We start from the raw sequence: 25,092 nt of genomic DNA, 5'->3' as shown, positions 1-25,092 counted from the left end.
TCGTCATGTCCGCACCCGGCGATACGCTGACGACGTGACCGACTCACTCAGCGCCGCACAGGCACGACGCATGGCGCTGGCCGCACAGGGCTTCACGCGCTCGCGCCCGGCATCCGTCGCCGCGCGACACATCCACACCGTCATGGGGCGCCTCGGCGTGCTGCAGATCGACTCGGTCAACGTCTTCGCGCGGTCGCACTACATGCCGCTGTTCTCCCGCCTGGGCGCCTACGACCCCGATCTTCTCGACCGCGTCTTCATGGCGAAGACGACGCACTACGTGGAGTACCTGGCGCACGAGGCGACGTTCATGCCGATCCAGGACTGGCCGCTCTGGCGTTTTCGCCGCGAGTACTTCCGAGCGAGGCTCGCGAAGGCGGGCTCGTGGGCGGCCAGCAACGAACGCACACTGGCCTGGGTTCGCGACGAACTGCGCTCCCGCGGTCCGCTGCGCCCGGCCGACATCCGCGCCGACGCCCCGCGAGAGCGCGGCACCTGGTGGGACTGGGACGAGGTGAAGCTGGCTCTCGAGCACATGTGGCGCACCGGAGACGTGGCCATCAGCGGCCGCAAGGGGTTCGAGCGCAGCTACGCGCTGGCCGAGCACGTCGTCCCCGCCGACATCCTGGCCCAGGAGATCCCGGTGCCAGACGCGATGCGTGAGCTGGTCCGCCGCGCCGCACGCTCGCACGGCGTCGCGACCGCATCCGACCTCGCCGACTACTACCGCATCCGGGATCGCTCCGCTGTCATCACGGCGATCGGCGAACTGACGGATGCAGGCGAGCTGATGCCTGTGCGGGTCAAGGGCTGGGAAAGACAGGGGCGGCCTCTGCCAGCCTGGCGGCACGCCGATGCCGTTCTCCCACGCAGCGTGAACGCCGCCACCCTGCTGACGCCGTTCGACCCGGTCGTCTGGTTCCGTGACCGGGCGCTGCGCGCCTTCGACCTCGACTACCGCATCGAGATCTACGTGCCCGCCGAGAAGCGCCGGTACGGCTACTACTCGCTGCCTGTGCTCGTGGGCGACCGCATCGTCGCACGCGTGGATCTCAAGGCCGATCGTGCCGCCTCGACGCTGCAGGTGCAATCGGCCTGGTGGGAGCCGCAGGCGCGCCCTTCAGACGACGCGGATCTCATCGCCGGCGAGCTCGCGCTCGCTGCGGCCTGGCAGGGCCTCGAGCACGTGTCGGTGTCGGGCTGGGGCACCGCCGCGGGCACGCTGCACGAGGCGCTCGGCTCCCGCGCCGAGGCGTCCGTGAGGCGGCACGTTCACGCGAGAGAAGTCGTGGCGTGACTCGCCGCACCGGCTGGGCGATCGGCGGCGGCGCGGCCGTGGTGCTCGCCGGTGCTGCCCTGTGGATCCTCTGGCAGGGCAGCACCGCTCCGCCGTCCGAGAGACCGACACCGACGGCTGTGGCGACCACGTCGGCTCCAGCGGCCGACCGCGCGCAGGACGAGCTCGACGCCACCCTGACCGCGTGCGCGGAGAGCACGGAGAGCGTGCCTCCGGAGCACTGCGGGATCAGCATCCCGTGGGGCACCGAGTTCGCCGCGGTCTCCGGCATCCGCTATCGGGTGGAGAAGCTGCCGATGCTCGAGCTCGACGGCGATACGTTCACGGCGGGCGGCGGCGTCCTCGTGGCCACCGTCACCGGTACAGGGCAGGACGGCTCACCGCGCACCGAGACCTATCGCACCGAGAACTGGGCCGTGCGCGGCGATGTCGAGATCAGCCCTGAGAAGGTCAAGATCGACATCTGGTGACGCCTGTCACCGCGGCGACGGAAACGCGGCCATCGCCGTCTCCGTGATGGCCAGAAGGTCCTCGGTGCTTCCGCCGTCTCGAGCGCACCCCGACATACCGCGCATGACAGCCACAAGGAACGACGCCAGCTGTTCGGTGCGCGTCTCAGGAGGCAGGTCGCCGTCGCGCACCCCTTGATCGAGGCGCTCTCCGAGCCTGCGCCGAACCTCTTCTCGTTGCGCGGCGAGCCGCGGCTCGGTCAGCATCAGGCATCCGGGTGGCGTCGCGGTGTCCGTGTGCGCTCGAGCCGTGTCCTGGAGCATGCGCAAGACGGCCTCACGCGCCGTGGGCAGCGCGATTGCGGCGTCGAGTCCCTCGCACGTGCGGCGGAAGTAGAGCTGCGACGCCTCCTCGAAGAGCCCGGCCTTGTCGCCGAACGCCGCATAGAGGCTCGGCGGCGACACGCCCATCGCGGCGGTCAGCCTCGCGACTGACGTCTCTTCGTATCCCTCGCGCCAGAACTGCTGGACCGCGACGGCGAGCGCTGCGTCGCGATCGAAGCTCCGGGGTCGGCCTGCCATGCCAAAAGCATACCGTAATGACCACTACACAATGTGGTAGCGTCGGCAGGCAATCAATAGCAATCACTACAGAATGGGTTTGTCATGGAATTGAACGGCGCAGTCGTCCTCGTCACAGGAGCCAACCGTGGCATCGGTGCAGCATTCGTCGATCAGCTCAAGGCGCGCGGAGTGGGCAAGATCTACGCCGCCGCTCGAAATGCCGACACAATCACCGCCGAGGGCGTCGTTCCGATCACGCTCGACGTGACCGACTCAGCCCAGATCGCGGACGCTGCACACGTCGCCGACGACGTGCAGCTCCTGATCAACAATGCAGGCATCTCCACCGGCACTGCCTTGGTGGCGGGAGATGAAGAGAACATCCGGCGCGAGATGGACACGAACTTCTACGGACCGCTGCTGATGACGCGTGCGTTCGCCCCGATCCTCCGCGCCAACGGCGGCGGGGCCATCCTCAACGTCGTCTCGGCCCTGTCGTGGTTCACGACGTCGGGAGTCGGCGCGTACGCGGCATCGAAGGCGGCGGCGTGGATGCTGACCGACAGCACGCGGCTCGAGCTCGCGTCACAGGGCACCCATGTGGTCGGAGTGCACATGGGCCTGGTCGACACTGACATGGCCAAGGGCGTGCCGGCGCCGAAGATCAGCCCGGCCGAGCTGGCGGCTGCCGGCCTCGACGCGATCGAGTCGGGTGCACAGGAGGTGCTGGGCGACGACTGGGCGACTTTCGTGAAGGCCGGACTCACGCTCGATCCCGCCGACCGATACGCGCAGATCGCCGCCGCGCTCGGCGCCGCATGAGGAGAGACCGATCTCCCCGCTGACCGAACGGATGCGCTCGGCATCCGTTCACATGACGAAGGCCCGGTGCATGCACCGAGCCTTCGTCATCAATGTCAGAACTGCACGCGGGGAGGTTCGGAGATCGCTCCGCTGTCGGCCACCTCGAAGAACTCGCGTTCGGTGAAGCCGAGGCCCTTCGCGAACATGTTGTTCGGGAAGACCTTGATCTTCGTGTTCAGCTCGCGCACCCCGCCGTTGTAGAACCGGCGCGCGGCCTGGATCTTGTCTTCGGTGTCGACCAGCGCGGACTGCACCTGGAGGAAGTTCTGGCTCGCCTGCAGCTGCGGATACGCCTCGGCGACCGCGAACAGGCTGCGCAGAGCCTGCTGCAGATGCCCCTCGGCGATGCCTGCGGCACCCGGGCTGCCGGCGGACAGCGTCTCGGCGCGCGCACGGGTGACGTTCTCGAACACGGCCTTCTCATGAGAGGCATAGCCCTTGACCGTCTCGATGAGATTCGGGATGAGATCGGCCCGCCTCTTCAGCTGGACGGTGATACCGCTCCAGGCCTCATCGACGCGGACGTTGAGCTGCACGAGCGAGTTGTAGGTCGCCCAGAGATAGATTCCGATGAGCAGAACCAGACCGACGATGATCAGTACCGGTACGAGCCATTCCATCAGAGCCCCACCCTTCCTCGTGTTTCTCTCATCCTATCGACGCAGTCTGCGCGTCGACTGGGTACGCCGCGCTGGCGATCATGCGCCGAGGATGCGGTCGAGGTGGCGGTTGGCGAAGCGGCGCTCGGGGTCGAGCCGGTCGCGCAGAGCCGTGAAGTCGTCGAAGCGGGGGTATCTCTCACGCAGCTGCTCGGCCGAGAGCGTGTGCAGCTTGCCCCAATGCGGGCGTCCTCCGTACTCGAGCATGATCTGCTCGACGGCTTCGAAATAGACCGTCGGATCGTTCCGCCAGTATCGATGAACGGCGATGTAGCCGGTCGAGCGGCCGTGAGCAGTCGACAGCCACCGGTCGTCCTCCTGCGCGAAGCGCACCTCGATCGGGAACTCGATGCGCCATCCGCGCTGGGCGATCAACGCCTGCACGGCACGGAAGGCGGGGACGACGTTCTCGACGGGAAGCGCGTACTCCATCTCGCGGAAGCGCACCGTGCGGCTCTGCGTGAGAACGCGATGCGACACGTCTGTGTAGCGGCGATCGCCGGTGAGTCTGACCGCGAGGCGGCTGAAGGGCGGGGTGATCGCGGGCGCTCCACGGCCCGCTGCGCACACGACACGATAGACGCCGTTCGAGAGCAGAGTCTCATCGATCCACCTGCCGACGGCGGGCAGCGGGTCACGTCTCGCGGATTCGGGCAGCCGCGTCTGCCTCTTCGTGAGGGCGACCTCGGTGTGCGGGAACCAGTAGAACTCGAAATGATCGGATGCCGCGACCCGCTCGTCGAGCGTGGCGAGCACATCGGCGAGAGGAGCCGGCTCGTCGATGGCCTGCATCACGAATGCAGGCACGCACTGCAGCGTGACCTCGACGACGATGCCCAGTGCGCCGAGGCCCAACGCGGCGGCCGGGAGCATCTCCGAGTTGCGCTCCTCGTCGATGCGCAGGAACTCCCCCGCGGCGGTGATCATGGTGAGGCCGACCACCTGTGTCGACAGGCCGCCGAAGCGGGCGCCGGTGCCGTGCGTACCCGTCGAGATCGCGCCGGAGATCGACTGACGATCGATGTCTCCGAGATTCTGCATCGCCAGACCGTAGGGCGCGAGCAGGGCGGGGATGCGGTGCAGCCGGGTGCCGGCCAGAAGGGTGACGTGCCCGGTCGCGGCATCCGCCGAGACGAGTCCCTGCATGTCGTCCAGCTCGAGCAGCACGCCGGGTGCCACCGCGATCCCGGTGAAGCTGTGGCCCGCGCCGACCGCCTTCACGGTCAGTCCCTGTGCGACGGCCGCTCGCACGGCGCGCTGCACACCCTCCGGTGTGCGCGGGCGTTCGACCCTCAGCGGTTTCACGGATGCCGACCGCCCCCAGTTCTGCCAGGTGCCGCCGATTCTCGTCACAGGAACGCCTTTCCCTCACCGCGATACGTCGGCAGTTCGTCGATGACCTCGTCTGCCGAGACGAGATGATAGCTGTCGATCCGCTCTGCTGCCTCGCCGCTCTTGGCGTGGCGGAACCAGACGCGGTCACCGACGCCGAGCCCGGTGGCTGCGCGGCCCTGGAGCGGCGTCTGCACCTCCCCAGCCGCCTCACGCGGCAGGGTCCGCAGACCCTCCGGCCACACGGGCAGAGGCTGACGAGAGGCGAGCGGGGGGCCGGATGCGATCCACCCGCCACCCAGCACCGTCGCGATGTCGTGGGTGGGGCGTCGGACGACGTCGAAGGCGAACGCCGCTGCGGGCGCGGGCCGGAACGAGCGGTACCCGTCGAACAGATGCCCGCCCAGCAGGCCGCTTCCGGCGCTCGCCTCCGTGAGCGACTCGTCGCTGCCCGTGAACTCGAGCGAACCGGTACCGCCGCCGTTGAGGAACTCGAGAGGTGCGATCGGAGCTGTCGCCGCGACGATCGCCGCCCTGCGGTCGCGGAGCTCGGAGCGGGACATCGCCTGCACCGCACGGATGAGCGGGGCATCGGGGCCGGCGTTGTCACCCTGACCCGCGATCTGCGCGTCGTACATCTGCAGGCCGACGAGACGGAAGCCGGGACGCGAGACGATCCTGCGCGCGAAAGCGGCGACCTCGCCGGCGGAGAACAGACCGGAGCGGCGGACGCCGATGTGACCGAGCACCGGCGAACGCAGCGAGGCGTCGACATCGATCGCGACCCTGATCTCGGGGCGGCTTCCCGGTGCGGCGACGCTGTCGATCAGGTCGAGATGCACCACGTCATCGACCATCAGCGTGATGCGCTGGGCTGCCTGCTCGTCGGCGAACAGGCGCGCGAGGCTCGCCCGATCGACCGTGGGATAGCCGATCACGATGTCGTCGTGCGTCTCGGCGAGCCAGAGCGCCTCTGCGAGAGTGAACGCGAGGATGCCCCGGAACCCCGGCAGCGCGAGCACCGCGTCGAGCACCGCGCGCACGCGGACCGACTTCGACGCCACACGGATCGGAAGCCCGCCCGAACGCACGAGAAGATCCATCGCATTGTGCCGCAGCGCCTCGCGATCGATCACGGCGACGGGCGCAGGAAGATGTCCGGTCGCGGCAGAGAGACGCGGCCAGTAGCGGGCGTGATCCTCCCACTCGGGTGCGACTGGAGTGGGGCTCATTTCATCGGTGAGGTCGAGCACTCCCCCACCCTATGACCTTCGGGTATCCGGTGTCGCCTCGCCTGGAACCGCGTCGCATCCGGCATCCGCTTGTAGGCTTGCGAGCGCGCCCCCGTAGCCCAATGGCAGAGGCAGGCGACTTAAAATCGCTTCAGTGTCGGTTCGAGTCCGACCGGGGGTACAGCGTCGTTCCGTCACCGCGGATCGGTGAGCCGGCGGTCGGGACGACGAACGCCCCGCTTCCTCTCGGAAACGGGGCGTTCGAGCGACAGCGGACTACTTCGCGGCTGCAGGCTCGGGCTTCTTCTCCTCGGCCTTCGCCGGTGCGTCTGCCTTGGGCGCCGCGGGAGCGGCATCCGCCGCCGGGCGCGGACGTGCGGCGAACTCCTCGAAGACGTAGCGCGGGTTCTGCACCGTCTGCAGGTTCACGAGGTCGCGGCCGAGCCACAGGTTGTTCCACCAGCCCCAGATGACGCGGAACTTGCGCTCCCAGGTCGGCATCGCGAGGCCGTGGTAACCCCGGTGGGCCACCCAGGCGACGAAGCCCTTGAGAGCGATCTTGCCCGACTGGAAGACGCCGTTGTAGAGACCGAGACCGGCCACCGCGCCCATGTTCTTGTGGAAGTACTCCTTGGGCTCCTCACCGCGCAGCACGGCGACGAGGTTCTTCGCGAGGAGCTTCGCCTGGCGAACGGCGTGCTGCGCGTTCGGCACGCACATTCCGCCCACGCCGCCGCCCGACAGGTCGGGAACGGCCGAGACGTCACCGGCAGCCCAGGCGCCCTCGACGAACTCGTCGGCCGTGCCGACGCGGAGGTCGGCGCGGGTCTGGATGCGACCGCGCTCCTCGACGGGGAGGTCTCCGCCGCGGACGACGGTCGGGTTCGCCATGACGCCGGCCGTCCAGACGATGAGGTCGGTCGGGATGACCTCGCCCGTGGAGAGTTCGACGTTGCCGTCGATCGCACCGGTGAGCTGCGTGTCGAGGTGCACGTTGGCGCCGCGCTTGGCGAGATCCTTGAGGACCCACTCGCTGGTCTTCAGCGACACCTCGGGCATGATGCGGCCCATGGCCTCGATGAGGTGGAAGTGCGTGTCCTCGAAGGTCAGCTGCGGGTACTTCGACAGGAGCGAGGAGGCGAGAGAGCGCAGCTCGGCGAAGACCTCGATGCCGGCGAAGCCGCCGCCGACGACGATGACGGTCAGAAGACGGTCGCGCTCGGGCCCGGCGGGCACGGAGGCCGCCTTGTCGAAGTTCGACATCAGGCGGTCGCGGATCGCGACGGCCTCTTCGATCGTCTTGAGCCCGATCGCGTTGTCGGCGATGCCCGGGATCGGGAAGGTGCGCGACACCGCGCCGGCCGTGACGACGATGTGGTCGTACGCGAACTCGTACGACTCGCCGATCGGAGGCGTGATCGTGGCGACCTTGTTCGCGTGATCGATGCCCGTCACCTTCGCGGTGAGAACGTTGGTGCGCTTGAGGTGGCGACGGTGCGCCACCACCGAATGACGCGCCTCGATCGAGCCTGCGGCGACCTCGGGGAGGAACGGCTGGTACGTCATGTACGGCAGCGGGTCGACCATGGTCACTTCGGCTTCACCCTTGCGAAGGTGCTTCTCCAGCTTCCACGCGGTGTAGAAGCCTGCGTAGCCTCCACCGACGATCAGAATCTTGGGCACAGTGCTGTTCTGAGGCACAGGGGGACAACTCCTCGGAGTCAGGAATGTGGCGTGCGAGCGCGCGCCGATCGGATGCGCCGGGCAGCTGCGGTGACGCCAAGCGCTACCAGGATACCAGGGACTGTGAGCGCGATGAGCGGAAGGGTACCGTAACGCAGTGAATCGGCGCTGGGAAGGAGGGGCGAGGTGGCCTCGGCGGGGGCATCGGCAGCCGGGAGCGGCGGTATCGCGATCGGGGTCGCCGTGGGCTCGGGAAGCGGTTCGGTCTGTGCACGGCGGAACAGCCGAACCCATTCGGCGAGGTCGCCCATCGGATTCTTGTCGACCGAGGGCACGTCGGCGGTCACGGCGGCCTGGGCGTTCAGCAGGCCGTAGCCGTACAGCGGATCGGGCACCGCGGTCATGCCCGCCGCGGGCGTGGCCGTCTTGATGATGCGGTTGATGACGTTGGCTGCGGTCATGTCCGGGTGCGCGGAGCGGACGAGCGCCGCGACGCCTGCCACGATGGGCGCGGCGCCGCTGGTCCCGTTCCACGACGCAAGGGTGCCGTCGGCCGACATTCCGATGAGTCCCTCGCTGGGTGCGGACACGCCGATCGTGATCCCCTGCGTGGAGGCTTCAAGGCTCGCGACGCCGGTCTGATCGACTCCGCCGACCGTGAGGACGCCGGGGATCGTGGCGGGTGCGCCGATGATGTTGGTGCCGCTCCCCCGGTTGCCTGCAGCCACGACGACCACCACGTCGTGCTCGAAGGCGTAGAGGAACGCGTCGTCCCAGCTCTGATCCCAGTCCAGCGTGTTCGTCGTGAATGAGAGATTGATCACATCGGCGCCGTGGTCGACCGCCCAGCGCATGCCCTTGGCGATCTGCTCGGAGAACGGAACGGATGCTGCCGCGCCGAAGCCGACCGAGATCGACAGCAGCTTCGCCTCCGGCGCGACGCCGATCATCCCGGTTCCTTCCGCGGATCCCCGCGCGGCGGCGAGCGACGCCACCCACGAGCCGTGATTGCCGTCGATCGCGCCCAGCGGTGTCCGTCCATCGGAAGTACCGCTGCCCGACACGTCGGTGCCGTCGGCGACAGCGCCGTCGAAGGCCCCCGGGACCTTGGCGATGCCCGTGTCGATGACCGCGATCGTCGCGCCCTCACCGCGCGTCGTCTGCCAGGCCTCGCGGATGTGCGCCGCGTCGAGCCAGTACTCGCTGGCCCGCACGGGATCAGTGAGGTCGTCGGGGACCGGGCCCGGTGTCGCCGCAGCGCCGGTGATCAGGACGGATGCCGCCACCGCCGCCACAGCGACGACGGCGCGCAGCATCCGCCGCACGGTCATGCGTCCGGTGCCTCACGCAGCGCCGCACCCGGCTCCTCGCAGCGGCAGACAGCCGGCGACCAGGCCGAGCGAGCGAGCGCCGCGTCGCCGATCGGGTTCACACCCGGCCCTGCCGCCAGCGCATGACCGGCGAGGGCGTGCAGGCACTTCACGCGCGAGGGCATGCCGCCGGCCGAGATGCCGTCGATCTCGGGAACCTCGCCGAACTCGGCGCGGTCGCCGAGATAGGCGTGATGCGCGGCGAGATAGGCCGCGGCGATGTCCTCGTCGTCGGCGAGGAGCGCCGCCAGCTCCGGCATCACCTGAGTCGCCTCGAGAGTCGACATCGCTGCGGTCGCAGCCGGGTGCGTGAGGTAGTAGAACGTCGGGAACGGCGTGCCGTCGGGCAGACGAGGGGTGGTCGCGACCACGGTGGGGTTGCCGCACGCACAGCGCGCCGCGATGCCGACGACGCCGCGCGCGGGGCGCCCGAGCTGCGCGGAGACGACGGCGAGCTCGGCGGGAGTGGGGGCGGCGAAGGGCGGCGTGGTCACGGCTCCAGCGTACGGGAGGCTGCCGAGAGGATGCCCAGAGCGTTCCCGCTCGGGCGCGTCACTGCGCGGGGACGGCCGTCTGGCTGAGACCCGCGGCGGTGAGCGTTCGCAGCAACTGCGGCATCCAGTCGGCTGGCTTCTCTTCGAGGGTGTCGCTCACCGGCTCCTGCTCGCGTGGCAGAGCGGCAGGATCGAGGTCGTTGTCGACGAGGTACACGACCTCGCCGGGCTTGACGTAGTACAGCCGCTCGCGCGCTTGGGTCGTGATGTACGCAGGATCGTCCCACCGCTCGCGCTCCTTCTCGAGCGCCGCGATCTCGTCGTGCGAGACCTGGATCGACGCTTCGAGGGCGGCGATCTTCTGCCTCTGGTCGATGAACGTCCCCATCGTGGGCACGAGCACCCAGGCGCCGAGCACGACCAGCGACAGCATGATCACCGAGAAGGCGGACAGACGGATACCCGAGGCCCACTCGCGCACATCGACGCTGCGCGTGGCCTGCCGGTCCCTGCGAGCGGCGGGCTTCGACGCGGGGGCTGGTGCACGGGGAGACGGAGAAGGGGGGAGCCGGACGTCTCGCCATGGCTCCCCCTTCTTTCGTGCCGCTGGGTCAGCGGCCCTCGACGTGTTCAGTCAGCGCGTGCGCGTCAGCCGATCAGGCGCTGAAACGCGGGAAGGCTGAACGACCGGCGAAGACTGCCGCGTCGCCGAGCTCCTCCTCGATGCGCAGAAGCTGATTGTACTTCGCGACGCGCTCGGAGCGAGCAGGCGCACCCGTCTTGATCTGGCCCGCGTTCGTGGCGACGGCGAGGTCGGCGATCGTGGTGTCCTCGGTCTCGCCCGAACGGTGGGACAGCATCGCCGTGTAGCCCGAGCGCTGCGCAAGGCTGACGGCGTCGAACGTCTCGGTCAAGGTGCCGATCTGGTTGACCTTGACCAGCAGCGAGTTGGCGACACCGCGCTTGATGCCATCGGCCAGGCGCTGCGGGTTGGTGACGAACAGGTCGTCGCCGACGAGCTGCACCTTCGAACCGAGAGCCTCGGTGAGGAGCTTCCAGTTGTCCCAGTCGTCCTCGGCCAGCGCGTCCTCGATCGTGACGATCGGGAAGTCGTTGACCAGACCCTGGTAATACTCGATCAGCTCGGGGCCGGTCCAGTCCTTGTCGTCGAGACGGTAGACGCCGTCGTTGAAGAACTCGGTGGCGGCGACGTCGAGGCCGAGCGCGATGTCCTTGCCAGGCGTGAAGCCCGCCTTCTCGATCGCCTTGATGAGGAACTCGAGGCCCTCGCGGTTGCTGGGCAGGTCGGGGGCGAAGCCGCCCTCGTCGCCGAGGCCCGTGGCGTAGCCGGCGGCCTTCAGTTCGCTGCGCAGAACGTGGTAGGTCTCGACGCCCCAGCGCAGCGACTCGGAGTAGGACTCTGCGCCGATCGGCGCGAGGAAGAACTCCTGCATGTCGATGCCGTTGTCGGCGTGCTCGCCGCCGTTGATGACGTTGAACAGCGGCACGGGCAGCAGGTGTGCGTTGGGGCCGCCCAGGTAGCGGAACAGCGGCAGATCGGCCGAGTCGGCGGCGGCCTTGGCGACCGCGAGGCTGACGCCGAGGATCGCGTTCGCGCCGGTGCGCTGCTTGTTCTCGGTGCCGTCGGTCTCGTTGAGGATCTCGTCGACGATGCGCTGCTCGCTCGCCTCGACGCCCTCGATGGCCGGGCCGAGCTCGTCGATCACCGCGGAGACGGCCTTGAGGACGCCCTTGCCGCCGTAGCGGCTCTTGTCGCCGTCACGCAGTTCGTACGCCTCGAACGCGCCGGTGGATGCTCCGGAGGGGACGGCTGCTCGCTGGACGACGCCGTCGTCGAGGAGCACCTCCACCTCGACGGTCGGGTTACCGCGCGAGTCGAGAATCTCGCGTGCGCCTACAGCCTCGATCAGTGCCACAGAAGTGCTCCTTGTTCGGAAAAGTGTTGTGGTGGAGCGACGTCGATCCGTGGTCAGTCTAGCCCGTCGCGTCGGCGCGATTTCAGACGTGGACCGGCTCAGACGACGAGTGCGATGGCGACGCCGTCCCAACCTTTGACGCCGACCGTCTGCAGCGCGGTGGCATCGAAGCGCGGGTCCTCTCCCAGCATCCGCAATCCGTCCCTGGTGCCGATCACCTTCGGGTCCGTCGAGTCCTCGCGCACGATCTCTCCCTCGCGGCCGATGTTGTCGAGCACGATCACGGTGCCCTGTCGACCGAGCCTGGCGGCCCAGTCCAGGTAGATCGTGTTCGACTCCTTGTCTGCGTCGATGAACACCAGGTCGAACGGCCCGTCCAGCGTCGGCAGCACGTCTGCACCGCGTCCGACGCGGATGTCGACGCGGTCGCCGACTCCTGCCGCGTCGATGCTCGCGCGAGCCACGGCCGCGTTGTCAGCCTCGGCCTCGACCGTGACGACACTCCCCTCCGGCCCCACGGCACGAGCGAGCCAGATGGTCGAATATCCGCCGAGCGTCCCGATCTCGAGCACCCGCCGAGCACCGCTCATCCGGGCGAGCACGCTCAGCAGCTTGCCGCCGACGGGCGCGACCTCGATCTCCGGCAGACCGGCCGCGCGCTGCGCATCCAGTGCCGCCTCGAGTCCTGGGTCGTGGCCGACCAGCGTGTCGGCGAGGAAGACGTCGGCTGCGGCCCATGCCGCGGGGGTGGAATCCATGTCCTCAGCCAACCCCGCGTCGCGGGTCGCGGTCAAGGGGCGGCGGGAGCCGAATGCGTGGGAGGGACTGCCGAGCCGGCGAGGTCCGGCTGTCGCCGGAGCTGACCCGTGAGGACGAGCACGACGACGACCACCGCGACCACGATCCACCCTGCGACACCGAGCGGGCCCGCGAGGGCGAGATCGGGCTGCGCAGCCGCGAACAGCACGATGAGCCCGCCCGCGGCATTCAGCGCACCGTGCGCGAGCACGGCCGGCCAGATCGACGCGGATCGCAGGCGCAGCCAGCCGAGCAGGATGCCCCACGCGACGCACCCTCCGATCATGAACAGGACCCCGGTGACGTCGGTCCGTCCGAAGTTGTATCCGAGCAGGATCACCGGGCTGTGCCACACGCCCCAGATCGCACCGCTCAGAACGAGTGTGGGCCAGGTTCCCATCGGCCGCAGCGCCGGAACGAGCCAGCCTCGCCATCCCAGCTCCTCACCGAAAGCGAGGATGCCGTTGAACAGAGCGGCGAGCGGAATCGTCGCCACCTGCGCGGCGACGACGATGCCGACGGGAGGCAGCGGCGTGCCAGGAGGCAGAGCTTTCTCGAGCTCTCGGGCGAAGCCGGAGAACGCGAAGTCGAGCTGCACGAATCCCAGAGCCGCTGCGAGCAGGATGCTGAGCGCGACGAGCAGTGGCGGCACGAGCCAGCCGATGACAAGCATCCATATGACGCGCTTCGCAGGGCGCAGCGGCCAGATGCCGAGGAAGCGCAACCGCTCTCCCCGGGGCACGGGGCGCAGCATGGCCATCACCAAGACGACCGCGACCGCCGGGGTGAACATCATAGCGGGGAGCAGAACACCCGCCAGCGGATTCCCCAGACCGCCATCCAGCCAAAGAGGCAGGGCGACGAGCCAGGCCAGTCCGAGGGCGAGGATGACGAAGGAGATGGTGGCGATCGGACGGATGCGGATGTTCATGAATCACCTCGGGTAGGGCTATCGACGGCTCGGATGCGGAGGGCATCGAGGACCGCCCCGGCATCGGATGCGCCGTCGACCGTCACCACGAATACCCGCCCGTTGGTCTGCGTCACCTGCAGCGCTTCACCGGCGCGCAGCACGATCCCCCGGCGCCCATCGACGGCGAGCCGCCAGCCCCACCCTCCGAACTCGCGGAACGGGTCGAGCTGGACCACGTCGACCAGGGCGATGCGGTCCAGCGGTACGTGGTTGCTCGGCCATCCGAACAGCGAACGCGCCCGGAGTCCTTCGGAGTTCACTCGCACCCTGAAGACGATCATCGTGCCGGTCACGAGCGTCATGACCACAGTCAGGGCCGCGAGCATCCCCCACTCTCCCCTGCCGCTCGCCGCGACGAACACCGTGGTGATCACCAGCACGGCGAGCGCCACGACGAGCACGATCACGCCCGAACGGGCCATCGTCGCCGTGCCGAACCAGACGACGCGCTCACTCGATCCGAGCGGGATGCTCGGATCGAGAGGCTCCGGCTCCGCGGACACCAGAGGACTCTGCGGCTGCAGGAACCAGCCGAGCACCGCGGCCGCGATGAGCAGACCGAAGCCGAGCGCGACCCAGCCGCCGATATCCGGTGCATCCGCAGCATCGGCGAGTCCGCGCTGGATACCCGCTCCTGCCAGTGCGATGACGGCGATCATCACCGCGACGCCGAGGTTCACCGCACCGAGGAATCGCGCCGTCGACGACCAGGGGCCGATCGTCGAGCTGCTGTTCTGCGGGAAGCGGTGTGCGATCAACGCCAGAGCCGCATCCAGCACGACCACGGCCGCGCCGATGCCGACCGTGACGACGACGTACACCCATTTCGGCGAGAAGCCGTCGACGCCGTCGGTCCCCCAATGCGTGGCGATGGGATCAGGAAGAACCGGCATCCACGCGATGATGGTCGCCGCGGCGAGGATCAGGATTCCGAGTGGAGCGATCACACCCACCCAGAGAAAGGCAGTACGCGAGCGGCGGGCGTCGTCGTTCATGGTGCAGTCTCCTTCACGAGAGCAGCGAGGGTGGTTGCGGAGACTCCCAGCTGGGCGGCACGGGCCACGAGTGCGTGGATCTCCTGTGCGAGGTCGGTCAACGCCGCGGCCGATGCCGAGACGACGGCGCCTCTGCCGCGCCGCAGATCGACGAGCCCCTCGTCCCGCAGCTGCTGATATGCGCGCAGAACCGTGTGCACGTTGATGTCGAGAGCGGAAGCGACTTCGCGGGCGGTCGGAAGTCGATCGCCCTGGACCACACGCCCGGTCACGATGTCCGTGCGGATGGAAGCGGCGACCTGGTCGAAGATCGCCGTGGGGCTGTCAGCGTCGATCCGAATGAGCATGTCACCTCCACTAGTTCTAGGTCAACTATAACAATTGTGGGATCCCTGCAGTGATTTTGCCGAGAATCGTCGCCACCCTCACACTGACCCCATGCGCATCACTCCTCGCCGCCTCGCCATGGGCATGAGCCTGTGGGTCCCCAACCTCTTCAGCGGAATCCGCATCCGACGTTTCAGCGAGGACTGGACGCATGCGACCGTCGAGCTGCACGTGAACGTGTTCACCCGCAACTACGTCAAGACCGCGTTCGGCGGTTCGATGTCGGCCATGACCGATCCGTACTTCTTCATGCTCGTCATGCATCAGCTCGGTCGCGATTACGTGGTGTGGGACACCCGCGGCGAGATCGAGTTCGTGAAGCCGGGCCGAGGTGTGCTGACCGCCGAGTTCGAGGTGTCGCGAGAGCGAGCCGAGGAGATCCGCGAACGGGCGAAAGGCGGAGCGAAAGTGCTCGAGTGGTTCGACACCGTGATCACCGACCGCGACGGCGACATCGTGGCGAAGGTGCGACGCGAGGTGTACATCCGCGAGAAGAAGCGGGTCACCGCGACCCGTTCCTGATCGGTCAGAAGGCGCCGGATGCCTTCGGCCGCGTGGATCCCCTCGGGATCAGCGTCGGTGCGAGCGCCACGGTCTCGTGCGAGGTCGCGGCTCCGGAGACGAGTCCGAGCACGAGTTCGAGAGCGGCCCGGCCGCTCTCCTCGAACGGCTGCCGCACGGTCGTCAGATCGAGAGCGGCGGCGACCTCGCCGTCGTCGTAGCCGACGACGGCGAGATGCTCGCGCTCGGGCCTCCCCCGCTGCCCTGCCAGGATCGCGGCGGCGAACTGGTCGTGGTTCGCGGCTATCGCCGTCGCTCCGGCATCCGCCGCCGCACGGAACACCCGCTCGTCGATCGCCTCCGGGCTGCTCACGGCGATGCCGGTGACCGCGACGTGCTGCTCGATGCCGCGGATGCGGAGCATGCCGGCGGACACATAGGCCGGGGAGCGCTGCGGCTCGTGCACGAACAGCACTCGGCGGTGACCGAGGCCTGCCAGATGACGGCCGATCTGCGAGCCTCCGTCGAGGTCGTCCACGAGTACCACCGGTCCCCCGACGTCGGCTCGTGCGGGCACGACATCGACATACACGACGGGGATGCGCGCCGCACGGCTCGCGCGCCGGGCTGCGCCGCCCAGCGGCACGCCCATGACCACGAGGCCCGCGACATCGGTGCGTGTCGGCAGCACATCGAGCAGTGGCTCGTCGGCCGCTGCAGCGGAGTCCAGGTCGTAGGGGATGATGTCGACCGCGGCATCCCGCGCCCGCCGCAGCATCCCGGAGAGCCGACGAAGATACGAGGGGTAGCTCGTGAAGGGCGCGGCGACCGCGATCCGCGCGGCGCCCACGCGCCGCCCCGCGGTCATCCGGTATCCGAGTGCCGTGGCCGCCTCGACGATGCGCTCTCTGGTCTCAGGGCGCACCCGATGCGGGGCGCTCACGGCCAGCGACACGGTCGAGATGCTGACGCCGGCGCGCGCCGCGACGTCGTAGATGGTGACCCGCCCAGGGCGTGCTCGCATACGCCGACCTCCGCGCTTCATCGAAGTTCTTCGATTGCTCAGACTAGTGCGCAGTCCATCGAAGGAGATGCCCGATGCCGAGAACGTCCCGGTTCCGCCGCCCGATGCTCGACAGCGCTGTCGCCGCGCACGAGAAGCGGATGGCTCCTCTGCTCGCGCCCGAACCGGCCGATCCCGCCGGGCGTCGACGCGTCGCTCAGGAGAACGACGCCGCCGTGTCGGCCGCGCTGGGAATCGAATCACCGGCGACTGCGTCGGAGGTCCGCACCGTCGCCGTCGACGGACACCCCGACGTGCGCGTCCGCATCTACTGGCCTGGTGACGAGCCGGCGTCATCGGATGCCGGGCTTCCGATCCTCGTGTACTTCTACGGCGGCGGTTTCACGATCGCGGGGATCGACTGGGTCTCGTGGGACGCTCGGTTCCGCGAACGCGCGCGGGATGCCGGCGTCATCATCGTGGCCGCCGACTACGCGCACGCTCCCGAGAATCGATACCCCGTGCAGCCCGAGCAGTGCTGGAGCGCATTCGAGTGGACCGTCGAGCACGCCGAGGAGATCGGCGGACGACGCGACCGGGTCGCGGTGGGCGGCGCCTCATCTGGTGGCGACCTGGCCGCCGCCGTCACGCTCATGAACCGCGATCGGGCGCGGCATCCGATCGCCCTGCAGCTCTTGGAGAACCCTGCTCTCGACCTCACCATCGGGCATGCCGATATGCGCGGAATCAGTGCAGGCATGCCGGGGGTGATCGTGCGAAAAGCAGGACGGTCGCTGGTGCGGCAGTACCTCGGTGACGACACGTCCAAGGCGCGGCATCCCTACGCCTCGCCGATGCTCGCCCCCTCGCACGAGGGTCTGCCGCCTGCGCTGATCATCACCTCCGAGTTGGATCCGCTGCGCGGAGACGGAGAGGCCTATGCGCGCGCTCTCTCGGCGTCGGGGGTGCCGGTCACGGCCCTGCGATTCATCGGGCAGACGCACGGCTCCCTCGGGTCCACCGGCTTCGTACCGGCGGCCGACGTCGCGCATCGCCTCATCGTCAGCGAACTCCGTGCGCTCCATCAGGCGGGTGCGGAATGAGCGATCTTCCTCCCCTCAGCTCCCCTGTGCTCGACTGGATCCGTCGCGCCGAGGAGCTCTCCGCGTCCCTCCCCGGCACCGGATCCGCAGACATCGTCGCACGACGTCGGGCTGCACGCGAGCTGAGCGATCGGCTCGCCCTGGAGTTCACCGACCCCGCACCGGCCGGGGTGGATGTCGACGAACTCCATCTGGCCGGCGGAGACGACCCTCGCCGCGCGCGCCGATTCCGCTCGTCCGGTGCAGTCGGCCCGCAGCCCACCATGCTCTGGCTGCACGGCGGCGGCTGGATCGGCGGGACGATCGACGAGATCGTCAACGAGCGTATCTGCGCCGATCGCGCCCTCCGCTCGGGCGTGCAGATCATCTCCCTGGAATACCGACTCGCGCCGGAGCATCCGTTCCCCGCGGCCGTCGACGACGCCGTCGCCGCATTGGCCGATCTGCGGGCCCGTGCCGACGAGATCGGCGTCGACATCGCCGCTCTGGGGATCGGGGGAAACTCCGCCGGCGCCACCATCGCGGCGTCCGCCGCCCTGCGCGAGCGCGATGCGGATCGCCCGGTGATCCACCAGGCTCTGGAAGTGCTGCCGGCCGCGCTGCGACCGGCAGGCGAATCCTTCGACCGATACCGGCGCGCCTCGGGGATGATCGGCGCCGAGCATCTCGCCGACGTCTACCGCGCCGGCGCGCCCCTGTCCGCGGCGTCGCCGCTCGACGCTCCCGACCATCGCGGCCTGGCGCCCGCCCTCATCTTCGCCGCGGAATTCGACCCGCTCCGTGACGGCGCCGTCGCCTACGCACGGGCGCTCGAAGCGGCGGGCGTCCCCGTAGTCCTGCACATCGGTGAGGGGCACGTGCACGGTTCCCCCGGCATCACCACCTGGCAGGGCGCGCGCGACTGGCACGACCTCTTCGCAGCCGAACTCACCGCCGCCTACGCGGTCGCGGCGGCAGACCCGATCACCACCCGAACCGTCTGGAGACGATGATGTCCACCCATGCTGTCGATCCCGTGTTCCCCTCCCCTCCTGTGCCCCCGCTCGCCGAGGACGCGATCCCCGGCGAGCGCCAGAGCTGGTGGTTCTGGGTCGCCTTCGCGCTCACGTGGTTCGCGACCGGCATCGCGCAGGGCGTCGCCGGCGTCGCCGTGCCGCAGTTGCTGAAGGAGTGGGATCCCGAGCAGGCGACCGGCAACCTCAGCATCGTGCTGACCGTCGGCGGGGCGGCGATACTCATCACCACGCCGATCTTCGGGCGGCTCAGCGACCGCTCGATGTCGCGACTCGGCATCCGTCGGCCGTGGATCCTCTACGGCGTGCTCGTCGCCGCGGCCGGCTACGTCGTTCAGGCTTTCGCCCGCGATCTGCTCATGCTGGGCGCCGGCGTGATCCTCGTGCTGATCGGCTGGGGAGCCGTGTCGATGACCGTGCACACGCTCTTCGCCGACCAGATCCGCCGGCGCATCCGCGCGATCATGTCCGCCGTCACAGGGGCCGCGACGACGCTCGGGATCCTCGGTGGAGTCGCGCTCGCCGGAAACGTCGCAGGCGCAGGTCAGGCAGGCATGTTCCTGATCCCCGGCGGGCTGTCGGTGCTCCTCGCGATCACGCTGTTCTTCTCCTTGCGCGACCTTCATCGCACGCAGCCCGCACCGCCCCTCGACTGGCGCGCCGTGCGGGAGACCTTCTGGCTGAGCCCGCGGCGGTACCCCGACTTCGCGTGGGCCTGGACGTGCCGATTCTTCATGACGGCCTCGATCGTCTCGGTGACGAGCTACCTGTACCTCACGATCTCCAGCCGCTTCGGCATCGACGATCCGGCAGAGATCGCCGGCATCCAGACGCAGGCGACCGCCGCGTTCACGGTGATGAATCTCGTGATGGCGTTCGTGTTCGGAGTGGTCTCCGACCGCACGGGCCGCCGCAAGCCGACCGTCGTGATCGGCGCGCTGACGAGCGCCGCCGGGCTCGTCTTCGCCGTCGCTTTCGGCGACATCGCGTTCTTCCTCATCGGCATCGCCATCGTCGGCGCCGGCCAGGGTGCGTACATCGCCGCCGACGTCGCCCTGATGACCGAGTGCCTGCCATCGACCGAAGACGCGGGCAAGGATCTCGGCATCGTCGCGCTCGCCTATCTGCTCCCCGGTATCCTCGTGCCCGTGTTCGGCTTCTTCGTGACCCGCATCGACTCGCCCACGGGCGAGAACTTCGTCGCCCTCTACGTCGGCGCGGTCGTGATGGCCCTCCTCGCCGCCTTCGCCGTCACCCGGGTCAAGGCGGTGCGATGAGCGACCGCATCCGGATGCCGCGGGCAGCACGCGCGGAGTACCGACGTCTTCAGGCCGCCCCCGACATGCCGCCCGCCACTCACCACGGAGTGCACAGGGAGCAAGGGATTCCGGTGATCGCCGACGACGGCGCCGAGCTCCTCACCGATCATTGGTGGGCGGACGGCGCCGGTGACAGCACCCTGCTCGTGCGCACACCGTACGGGAGGGACGGCGCCGCCGGCGTCGCGCGCTTCATCGCCGAGCGCGGACACCACGTCGTCGTCCAGAGCTGCCGTGGCACCTTCGGGTCTGGTGGCCGGTTCCGTCCGCTGCACGACGAAGCCGCCGACGGCCAGACGACGCTGCGCTGGCTGCGAGTCCAGCCCTGGGCGACCGGCCGCGTGCACTCCTGGGGCGGCAGCTACTTCGGGGTGACGCAGTGGGCGTACTGCGACGGCGAGCTGCGCCCGGATGCCATGGGCATCGCCATCTCCGCCCGCCGCTTCGACGACGCGATCCTCTACCCCGGCGGCGGATTCTCGATCGACACACCGCTCACCTGGGCCTATGCGCTGGGCATCCAGGAACGCCCGCTCCCGGCACGGCTGTGGGCCCTGCTGAGAGCGAGGCGTGCGCTGATCCGTGGATCGCTCGCGATCCCGCCTTCGGAGGCTGTTCCGATGGCCCTCGGCGAGGACCCCGACTTCTTCCGGGACTGGGTCGAGCACAGCGATTCCGGAGATCCCTGGTGGCAGCCGATGCACTTCGCGTCCGATCCGAGAACGGTGCCTCCGGTGACGTTGATGGCCGGGTGGCAGGATCTGTTCCTCGTGGGCCAGCTGCACGACCATGCAGCGCTGCGCGACGCCGGAGTGCCGGTGCGGCTGGTGGTGGGCGACTGGATCCACGGCGCCCCGGAGACGACGGTGATCGGCGTGCGGGAGGCGCTGCACGAGTTCGCGGGCACTCTGGTCACGGCGGATGTGCGCGTCGAGGTCAGCGGTGGCGGCGGTTGGCGGGACCTGCCCGCCTGGCCGCCGGAGAGCCGGCGGCAGGAGCAAGAGCTCACGCTCGCGGGCGGCCTCGTGCCGCGCGACGCGACGCAGACCTCGGGGACGCTCGGCTATCGCTATGACCCGGCCGACCCCACGCCGGACGCCGGCGGACGCACCTTGAACCCGTTCGGCGCCGGGCGCCGCGACCAGCGCCGCCGTGAGAGCCGCGACGACGTGCTCGTCTTCACGGGCGAGCCCCTGGCTTATCCACTGCTGGTGATGGGCGACCCCTCGATCGAGCTGACGTTGTCTTCGACGAACCCGCGCGCCGACGTCTTCGTCCGCGTGTGCGAGGTCGATCCGAAAGGGCGATCGACCGCGATCACCGATGGGTATCTCCGGCTCGCTCCCGACGCGGCCGCCGGGGAGCTGCGCCGCATCAAGCTTCCGCTCGCCCCTCTCGCGCACCGGTTCGCCGCCGGCAGCCGCCTGCGGGTGCAGGTGTCGTCGGGGGCTCATCCCCTGCATCTGCGCAACCCCGGGACCGCTGACCCCGTGCGCGATCTCTCGCGTCTCGTACCCAGCGACCAGATCCTTGCGCTCGGCGGCGACACACCGGCGGTGCTCTCGCTTCCGGCGGCGCCGTGACGACACTCGCCGTTCACCGAGGCGTGGCACGATGACAGGATGCCGCTCGCTCGCCGTCTGACGCTTCGGGATGCCGTGGCCATCGGCCTCGGTTCCATGATCGGCGCCGGCGTCTTCTCGGTGTGGGGACCCGCGATCTCGGTCACCGGAGACGGCCTGCTCGTCGCCCTCCTGATCGCGGGTGTCGTCGCCTTCTGCAATGCGACGGCGTCCGCTCAGCTCGCCGCCGCGCATCCCGTGGCGGGAGGCACCTACGCCTACGCCCGCGCCGAGATCGACCCGTGGTGGGGGTTCGTGGCCGGCTGGTGCTTCGTGATCGGCAAGATCGCGAGCTGCGCGGCCATGGCGATGACCTTCGCCGCCTATGCGGCGCCGGCCGGATGGCAGGTGCCCGTGGCCGTCACGGCCGTCGCGGCCCTGTGCGCGGTGAACTGCTTCGGCGTCACTCGCACAGCGCAGGTCACGCGCATCCTCGTGGTCGTGTCGCTGATCGGGCTCGCGATCGTCGTGGCCGCCGGTTTCTCGGCGGCCCCGGCGGCGACGCCCGCCCCTTTGCCCGACGCGACGGCGTACGGGGTTCTGCAGGGCGCAGGCCTGTTGTTCTTCGCGTTCGCCGGGTACGCCCGCATCGCGACGATGGGCGAAGAGGTCGCCGATCCCGCTCGCACGATCCCGCGGGCGATCGTGCTGGCCCTCGGCGGCGCTGTGTCGGTCTATGTGCTTGTCGCAGTCGTGACGCTGCTTGTGCTCGGGGCCGATGCCGCGTCGAGCACGGCGCCGCTCGCCGATGTCGTCCACCGGGCAGGCTGGTCGTGGCTCTCACCCGCGGTGCGGATCGCTGCCGCCACCGCTTCGCTCGGCGCCTTGCTCGCACTGCTCACCGGCATCGGTCGCACGACACTCGCCATGGCGAGGGAAGCCGATCTGCCGCGGTTCCTGGCGAAGGTCGATGACCGCTGGCAGGTGCCGCGGCGGGCGGAACTCGTCATCGCGACGATCGTGATCGGAATCGTGCTCGTCGCCGACCTGCGCGGGGCGATCGGTTTCTCGTCCTTCGGCGTGCTGCTGTACTACCTGATCGCGAATGCCTCCGCGTTCCGCCAGAGAGCGGACGTCCGACGTTATCCGCGATGGCTGCAGGTCGCCGGCGCGCTCGGCTGCCTGCTGCTGGTGAGCACCCTGCCCGTCGTCGCGTCGCTGGTCGGCACGGGCGTCGTGCTGGTCGGCGTCGGATATCGGATGCTGCGCCTTCGCCTCGCACGTCGCTGACGCGATCGCTTCGTAGGGACGATTCTCTTCTGTCGGGAGGATGCCGGCCCAAAAGCGGCGCGTCGCGGACCCGCTCCCGACGAGCTGAACGTCAGCGGCGCGCGTCAGCCCGATACGCGCTCGGGGCGATCCCGAGCACGGCGCGGAAATCCCTCGTGAGGTGTGCGTGATCGGCGTATCCGAACTCGGCCGCGAGGGTCGCGAGATCGACTCCCGGGTCCGCACGCAGCTGCTGGGCGGCATCCTGCAACCGACGCCTGCGGATCATCGCCGCGGGCGAGAGCCCCACGTGACGGTGCGCGAGGCGCTGCAGCGTGCGCACCGACACCGCCAGTCGCAGCGCCGCCTCCTCGACGCTCGACGCAGCGTCATCGCCGAGGAGCACGTCGACGAGCGCGTTCGCCTGGCGGGCCGCGGCATCCAGCGGCCCGACGCGCTCGGCGATCCAGCGTGAGAAAGCCGCCACCGCGCGTTCCCGATGTCCCTCCCCCGATCTCATCGCCGACGTCACCGACGTGAGCAGCTCGGGCTCGTCGAGCATCCGCTCCTCGTCGACCACCGCGACGGGATCGTCGATCAGCGCTGCGACCGCGGCTGGGCGCAGCAGAGCGCCCACCGCCCAGCCCGTGCCGCGGAGATCACGATGAGTCGCACGCGTCGTCGCGCCCGACAGGGTCACGGCGTCGGGCTCGACGACGAGGTTGAGCGCCGGATAGCCCACGATCTCCTGACGCGACGAGCGACCCGGCTCGATGTCCCACTCGGGGATCCAGAACCACACGACGACTTCGCCCGCGGCTCCGGTCGCAGGCAGCCGATGGAACTCGGGCAGCCTCGCAGGGTAGAGCACTCCGCGCGTGGGATTCACCATCGCACCAGCGTACGATCCCTCGCCGACCGCGCCCGAGTGAAGCTGTCGCAGATGTTCAAGCCCGCGGCAACCGCTTCTTCCTAGCCTGGATCCATGACGAACCACACCACGGCCGGCGTGACCGGCGAGCACACCACTGACGGCCGTCCGCACCGCGCGACCTCGCTCACCCCCTTCCTCGCGATCCCCGGAGCCAAGGAGGCGATCGAGTTCTACCGCGACGTCTTCGGCGCTCGGGTGGTCGACGTGACCGAGTTCGGCGGCGTCGTCGCGCATGCCGACCTCGACTTCGGCACGGGGCTGCTGCAGCTCGGCGAGCCGAACCCGGAGTACCACCTCGTGCCCGCGCCCTGTGGGGAGGACGACTGCTACTCGATGGGACTGTACGTGTCCGATGTCGATGCCGTCGTCGAGCGCGCTGTCGCTGCGGGAGCCACGGTGCGCGAGGCCCCGTCCGACTTCGTCTCGGGCGACCGGTTCGCGAGCATCCGCGACCCGTTCGGGGTGCGGTGGTCGATCATGACGCGCGTCGAGGACCTCTCCGAAGAGGAGAGCGCCCGACGCGTCGCCGAGTGGGCCGCATCGTTCAGCGCACCGGAGTGACCTTGCCCGCAGCGCGGCAGACCGCGGGGAGCAGCGCCTCGGCGGTGCGACGGTAGCCGAGCGCGCTCGGGTGGAACAGGTCGAGGCTGAACATCTCCTCCGGAGCGTCGAAGAACATCGGGCCGACAGCGCGACGCAGGTCGACCGGTTCGGCGCCCGCCCGCACCGCGGTCTCCGCCTGAACCTCGGCGAGCCGACGCGACATGCTCGCGGCGAGCCGCCGCAGCGGCTGCGGGACGGCACGGAGGGCGCCGAGATCCGGGCACGTGCCGACGACGACCTCGGCGCCCACCGCGAGCAGCCGTCCGATCGCCTTCTCCAGGTGCTGTGCCGACGCCGCGACCGGGATCCGGTGCGTCACGTCGTTGCCGCCGACCACGATCACGGCGACGTGCGGCCGGTAGCCGGCGGGGAGCGCATCGATCTGCGAGCCGAGATCGGGCGACTCCGCGCCGACGACCGCGCCTGTGGTGAGCCGCACAGGACGCTGGAGCCGTACGGCGAGAGCCTTGGACAGCCGCCCGCCGAGCGTCTGCTTGCGCGTCTGGGCGCCCAGACCGGCCGCGAGGGAGTCGCCGAGCAGCAGCAGCTCGATCGGCTCCCCGTCGAGCTTGCGCCTCCACAGGCGGTCTGCGTCGACGGACTCCTCTCCGAGCGGTTTGCCGATGCGGCGACGGGCGATCGCCGCCTGACGGGAGAGGAGAAGGCGGATGCCGACGACGGATGCCGCGAGGAGGAGACCGACGGCGAGGAGAGGGCGGAGGCGTCGCACTCTCCGATTCGACCCCGACGC

General features: G+C 69.5%; 26 protein-coding genes and 1 tRNA gene. 11 read left to right on the top strand and 16 right to left on the bottom strand.

Going from position 1 to position 25,092, the window contains the following annotated elements; translation table 11 throughout:
• The first annotated feature begins 34 nt into the window (after positions 1 to 34).
• Together QFZ53_RS09040 and QFZ53_RS09035 are read left to right on the top strand one after the other, a co-directional pair.
• Entirely contained in the window at positions 35 to 1,297 is a 1,263-nt protein-coding gene (locus QFZ53_RS09040; RefSeq protein ID WP_307295565.1) for a winged helix-turn-helix domain-containing protein, read from the top strand.
• Positions 1,294 to 1,767, top strand: coding sequence for a hypothetical protein (locus QFZ53_RS09035; protein WP_307295563.1), 474 nt, complete (start codon positions 1,294 to 1,296; stop codon positions 1,765 to 1,767). The genes QFZ53_RS09040 and QFZ53_RS09035 overlap by 4 nt, the downstream gene beginning before the upstream one ends.
• A 6-nt stretch (positions 1,768 to 1,773) precedes the next feature.
• On the opposite strand, the gene QFZ53_RS09030 is transcribed toward QFZ53_RS09035, so the two are convergent.
• On the bottom strand, positions 1,774 to 2,328 hold the full coding sequence (locus QFZ53_RS09030) for a TetR/AcrR family transcriptional regulator (RefSeq protein ID WP_307295561.1): 555 nt from the start codon (positions 2,326 to 2,328) through the stop codon (positions 1,774 to 1,776).
• An 84-nt stretch (positions 2,329 to 2,412) separates the two neighbouring features.
• Between QFZ53_RS09030 and QFZ53_RS09025 the strand changes: the two genes are divergently transcribed.
• Complete coding sequence (locus QFZ53_RS09025; RefSeq protein ID WP_307295560.1) at positions 2,413 to 3,132, top strand: SDR family oxidoreductase; 720 nt, start codon at positions 2,413 to 2,415, stop codon at positions 3,130 to 3,132.
• Positions 3,133 to 3,227: 95 nt separating this feature from the next.
• Here the strand turns inward: QFZ53_RS09025 and QFZ53_RS09020 are convergent, their stop codons facing one another.
• The 3 genes from QFZ53_RS09020 to QFZ53_RS09010 form a co-directional block, all read right to left on the bottom strand.
• Positions 3,228 to 3,794, bottom strand: coding sequence for a LemA family protein (locus QFZ53_RS09020; RefSeq protein WP_292910784.1), 567 nt, complete (start codon positions 3,792 to 3,794; stop codon positions 3,228 to 3,230).
• Between the two features lie 78 nt (positions 3,795 to 3,872).
• Entirely contained in the window at positions 3,873 to 5,186 is a 1,314-nt protein-coding gene (locus tag QFZ53_RS09015) for a D-arabinono-1,4-lactone oxidase (protein WP_307295559.1), read from the bottom strand.
• Positions 5,183 to 6,418, bottom strand: coding sequence for an alanine racemase (locus QFZ53_RS09010; protein WP_307295557.1), 1,236 nt, complete (start codon positions 6,416 to 6,418; stop codon positions 5,183 to 5,185). The genes QFZ53_RS09015 and QFZ53_RS09010 overlap by 4 nt, the downstream gene beginning before the upstream one ends.
• An 87-nt stretch (positions 6,419 to 6,505) precedes the next feature.
• On the opposite strand from QFZ53_RS09010, the gene QFZ53_RS09005 reads away from it, so the two are divergent.
• Positions 6,506 to 6,578 (top strand) — tRNA-Leu (locus QFZ53_RS09005).
• 95 nt (positions 6,579 to 6,673) lie between these two features.
• On the opposite strand, the gene QFZ53_RS09000 is transcribed toward QFZ53_RS09005, so the two are convergent.
• From QFZ53_RS09000 to QFZ53_RS08960, 9 genes are all read right to left on the bottom strand, one after another.
• The gene (locus QFZ53_RS09000) at positions 6,674 to 8,080 is read right to left on the bottom strand and encodes an NAD(P)/FAD-dependent oxidoreductase (protein ID WP_307295555.1); all 1,407 of its coding nucleotides are present in this window, start codon (positions 8,078 to 8,080) and stop codon (positions 6,674 to 6,676) included.
• A 38-nt stretch (positions 8,081 to 8,118) separates the two neighbouring features.
• Positions 8,119 to 9,411, bottom strand: a complete 1,293-nt coding sequence (locus QFZ53_RS08995; RefSeq protein ID WP_307295554.1) for a S8 family serine peptidase — start codon at positions 9,409 to 9,411, stop codon at positions 8,119 to 8,121.
• Positions 9,408 to 9,944, bottom strand: coding sequence for a DUF501 domain-containing protein (locus QFZ53_RS08990; RefSeq protein ID WP_292904327.1), 537 nt, complete (start codon positions 9,942 to 9,944; stop codon positions 9,408 to 9,410). The genes QFZ53_RS08995 and QFZ53_RS08990 overlap by 4 nt, the downstream gene beginning before the upstream one ends.
• A gap of 58 nt (positions 9,945 to 10,002) precedes the next feature.
• On the bottom strand, positions 10,003 to 10,425 hold the full coding sequence (locus tag QFZ53_RS08985) for an FtsB family cell division protein (RefSeq protein WP_307295553.1): 423 nt from the start codon (positions 10,423 to 10,425) through the stop codon (positions 10,003 to 10,005).
• A 175-nt stretch (positions 10,426 to 10,600) separates the two neighbouring features.
• A complete protein-coding gene (gene eno / locus QFZ53_RS08980; protein ID WP_292904331.1) occupies positions 10,601 to 11,881 on the bottom strand; it encodes a phosphopyruvate hydratase in 1,281 nt (426 codons plus the stop codon).
• Between the two features lie 98 nt (positions 11,882 to 11,979).
• Positions 11,980 to 12,639 carry an O-methyltransferase gene (locus tag QFZ53_RS08975; protein ID WP_292904333.1) on the bottom strand — a complete coding sequence of 220 codons (660 nt, stop codon included), beginning with the start codon at positions 12,637 to 12,639 and terminating at the stop codon, positions 11,980 to 11,982.
• A 32-nt stretch (positions 12,640 to 12,671) separates the two neighbouring features.
• A complete protein-coding gene (locus QFZ53_RS08970) occupies positions 12,672 to 13,610 on the bottom strand; it encodes a CPBP family intramembrane glutamic endopeptidase (protein ID WP_307295552.1) in 939 nt (312 codons plus the stop codon).
• Positions 13,607 to 14,647 (bottom strand): DUF1648 domain-containing protein, encoded by a 1,041-nt coding sequence (locus QFZ53_RS08965; protein ID WP_307295550.1) that lies wholly within the window; start codon positions 14,645 to 14,647, stop codon positions 13,607 to 13,609. The genes QFZ53_RS08970 and QFZ53_RS08965 overlap by 4 nt, the downstream gene beginning before the upstream one ends.
• Positions 14,644 to 14,994, bottom strand: a complete 351-nt coding sequence (locus tag QFZ53_RS08960) for a GntR family transcriptional regulator (protein WP_307295548.1) — start codon at positions 14,992 to 14,994, stop codon at positions 14,644 to 14,646. The genes QFZ53_RS08965 and QFZ53_RS08960 overlap by 4 nt, the downstream gene beginning before the upstream one ends.
• Positions 14,995 to 15,085: 91 nt before the next feature.
• Between QFZ53_RS08960 and QFZ53_RS08955 the strand changes: the two genes are divergently transcribed.
• Complete coding sequence (locus QFZ53_RS08955; RefSeq protein ID WP_307295547.1) at positions 15,086 to 15,556, top strand: PaaI family thioesterase; 471 nt, start codon at positions 15,086 to 15,088, stop codon at positions 15,554 to 15,556.
• Positions 15,557 to 15,560: 4 nt separating this feature from the next.
• On the opposite strand, the gene QFZ53_RS08950 is transcribed toward QFZ53_RS08955, so the two are convergent.
• A complete protein-coding gene (locus QFZ53_RS08950; RefSeq protein ID WP_307295545.1) occupies positions 15,561 to 16,559 on the bottom strand; it encodes a LacI family DNA-binding transcriptional regulator in 999 nt (332 codons plus the stop codon).
• 74 nt (positions 16,560 to 16,633) lie between these two features.
• On the opposite strand from QFZ53_RS08950, the gene QFZ53_RS08945 reads away from it, so the two are divergent.
• From QFZ53_RS08945 to QFZ53_RS08925, 5 genes are read left to right on the top strand one after another with little or no spacing between them, the layout of a single operon-like run.
• Positions 16,634 to 17,641 (top strand): alpha/beta hydrolase, encoded by a 1,008-nt coding sequence (locus QFZ53_RS08945; protein ID WP_307295543.1) that lies wholly within the window; start codon positions 16,634 to 16,636, stop codon positions 17,639 to 17,641.
• A complete protein-coding gene (locus QFZ53_RS08940) occupies positions 17,638 to 18,633 on the top strand; it encodes an alpha/beta hydrolase fold domain-containing protein (protein WP_307295542.1) in 996 nt (331 codons plus the stop codon). Before QFZ53_RS08945 ends, QFZ53_RS08940 begins: the two co-directional genes overlap by 4 nt.
• Positions 18,630 to 19,931 (top strand): MFS transporter, encoded by a 1,302-nt coding sequence (locus QFZ53_RS08935; protein ID WP_307295540.1) that lies wholly within the window; start codon positions 18,630 to 18,632, stop codon positions 19,929 to 19,931. The genes QFZ53_RS08940 and QFZ53_RS08935 overlap by 4 nt, the downstream gene beginning before the upstream one ends.
• Positions 19,928 to 21,556, top strand: a complete 1,629-nt coding sequence (locus QFZ53_RS08930; protein WP_307295538.1) for a CocE/NonD family hydrolase — start codon at positions 19,928 to 19,930, stop codon at positions 21,554 to 21,556. Before QFZ53_RS08935 ends, QFZ53_RS08930 begins: the two co-directional genes overlap by 4 nt.
• Before the next feature lie 39 nt (positions 21,557 to 21,595).
• The gene (locus QFZ53_RS08925; RefSeq protein WP_307295537.1) at positions 21,596 to 22,825 is read left to right on the top strand and encodes an APC family permease; all 1,230 of its coding nucleotides are present in this window, start codon (positions 21,596 to 21,598) and stop codon (positions 22,823 to 22,825) included.
• A gap of 91 nt (positions 22,826 to 22,916) precedes the next feature.
• Here QFZ53_RS08925 and QFZ53_RS08920 read toward each other — a convergent pair whose 3' ends face one another.
• Complete coding sequence (locus QFZ53_RS08920) at positions 22,917 to 23,696, bottom strand: helix-turn-helix domain-containing protein (protein WP_307295535.1); 780 nt, start codon at positions 23,694 to 23,696, stop codon at positions 22,917 to 22,919.
• A gap of 93 nt (positions 23,697 to 23,789) precedes the next feature.
• Here QFZ53_RS08920 and QFZ53_RS08915 point away from each other — a divergent pair, with 93 nt between their 5' ends.
• Entirely contained in the window at positions 23,790 to 24,299 is a 510-nt protein-coding gene (locus QFZ53_RS08915) for a VOC family protein (RefSeq protein WP_307295533.1), read from the top strand.
• Here the strand turns inward: QFZ53_RS08915 and QFZ53_RS08910 are convergent.
• Positions 24,283 to 25,071, bottom strand: a complete 789-nt coding sequence (locus QFZ53_RS08910; RefSeq protein ID WP_307295532.1) for an SGNH/GDSL hydrolase family protein — start codon at positions 25,069 to 25,071, stop codon at positions 24,283 to 24,285. The two genes, QFZ53_RS08915 and QFZ53_RS08910, sit on opposite strands and share 17 nt — an antisense overlap.
• Positions 25,072 to 25,092: the final 21 nt, after the last annotated feature.

Origin of the sequence: Microbacterium natoriense, from assembly GCF_030816295.1 — a bacterium.
GTDB classification, from domain to species: Bacteria; Actinomycetota; Actinomycetes; order Actinomycetales; family Microbacteriaceae; genus Microbacterium; species Microbacterium natoriense_A.
Note: the sequence above shows the minus strand (reverse complement) of the source record. Positions and strands in the feature narration are given on the sequence as shown.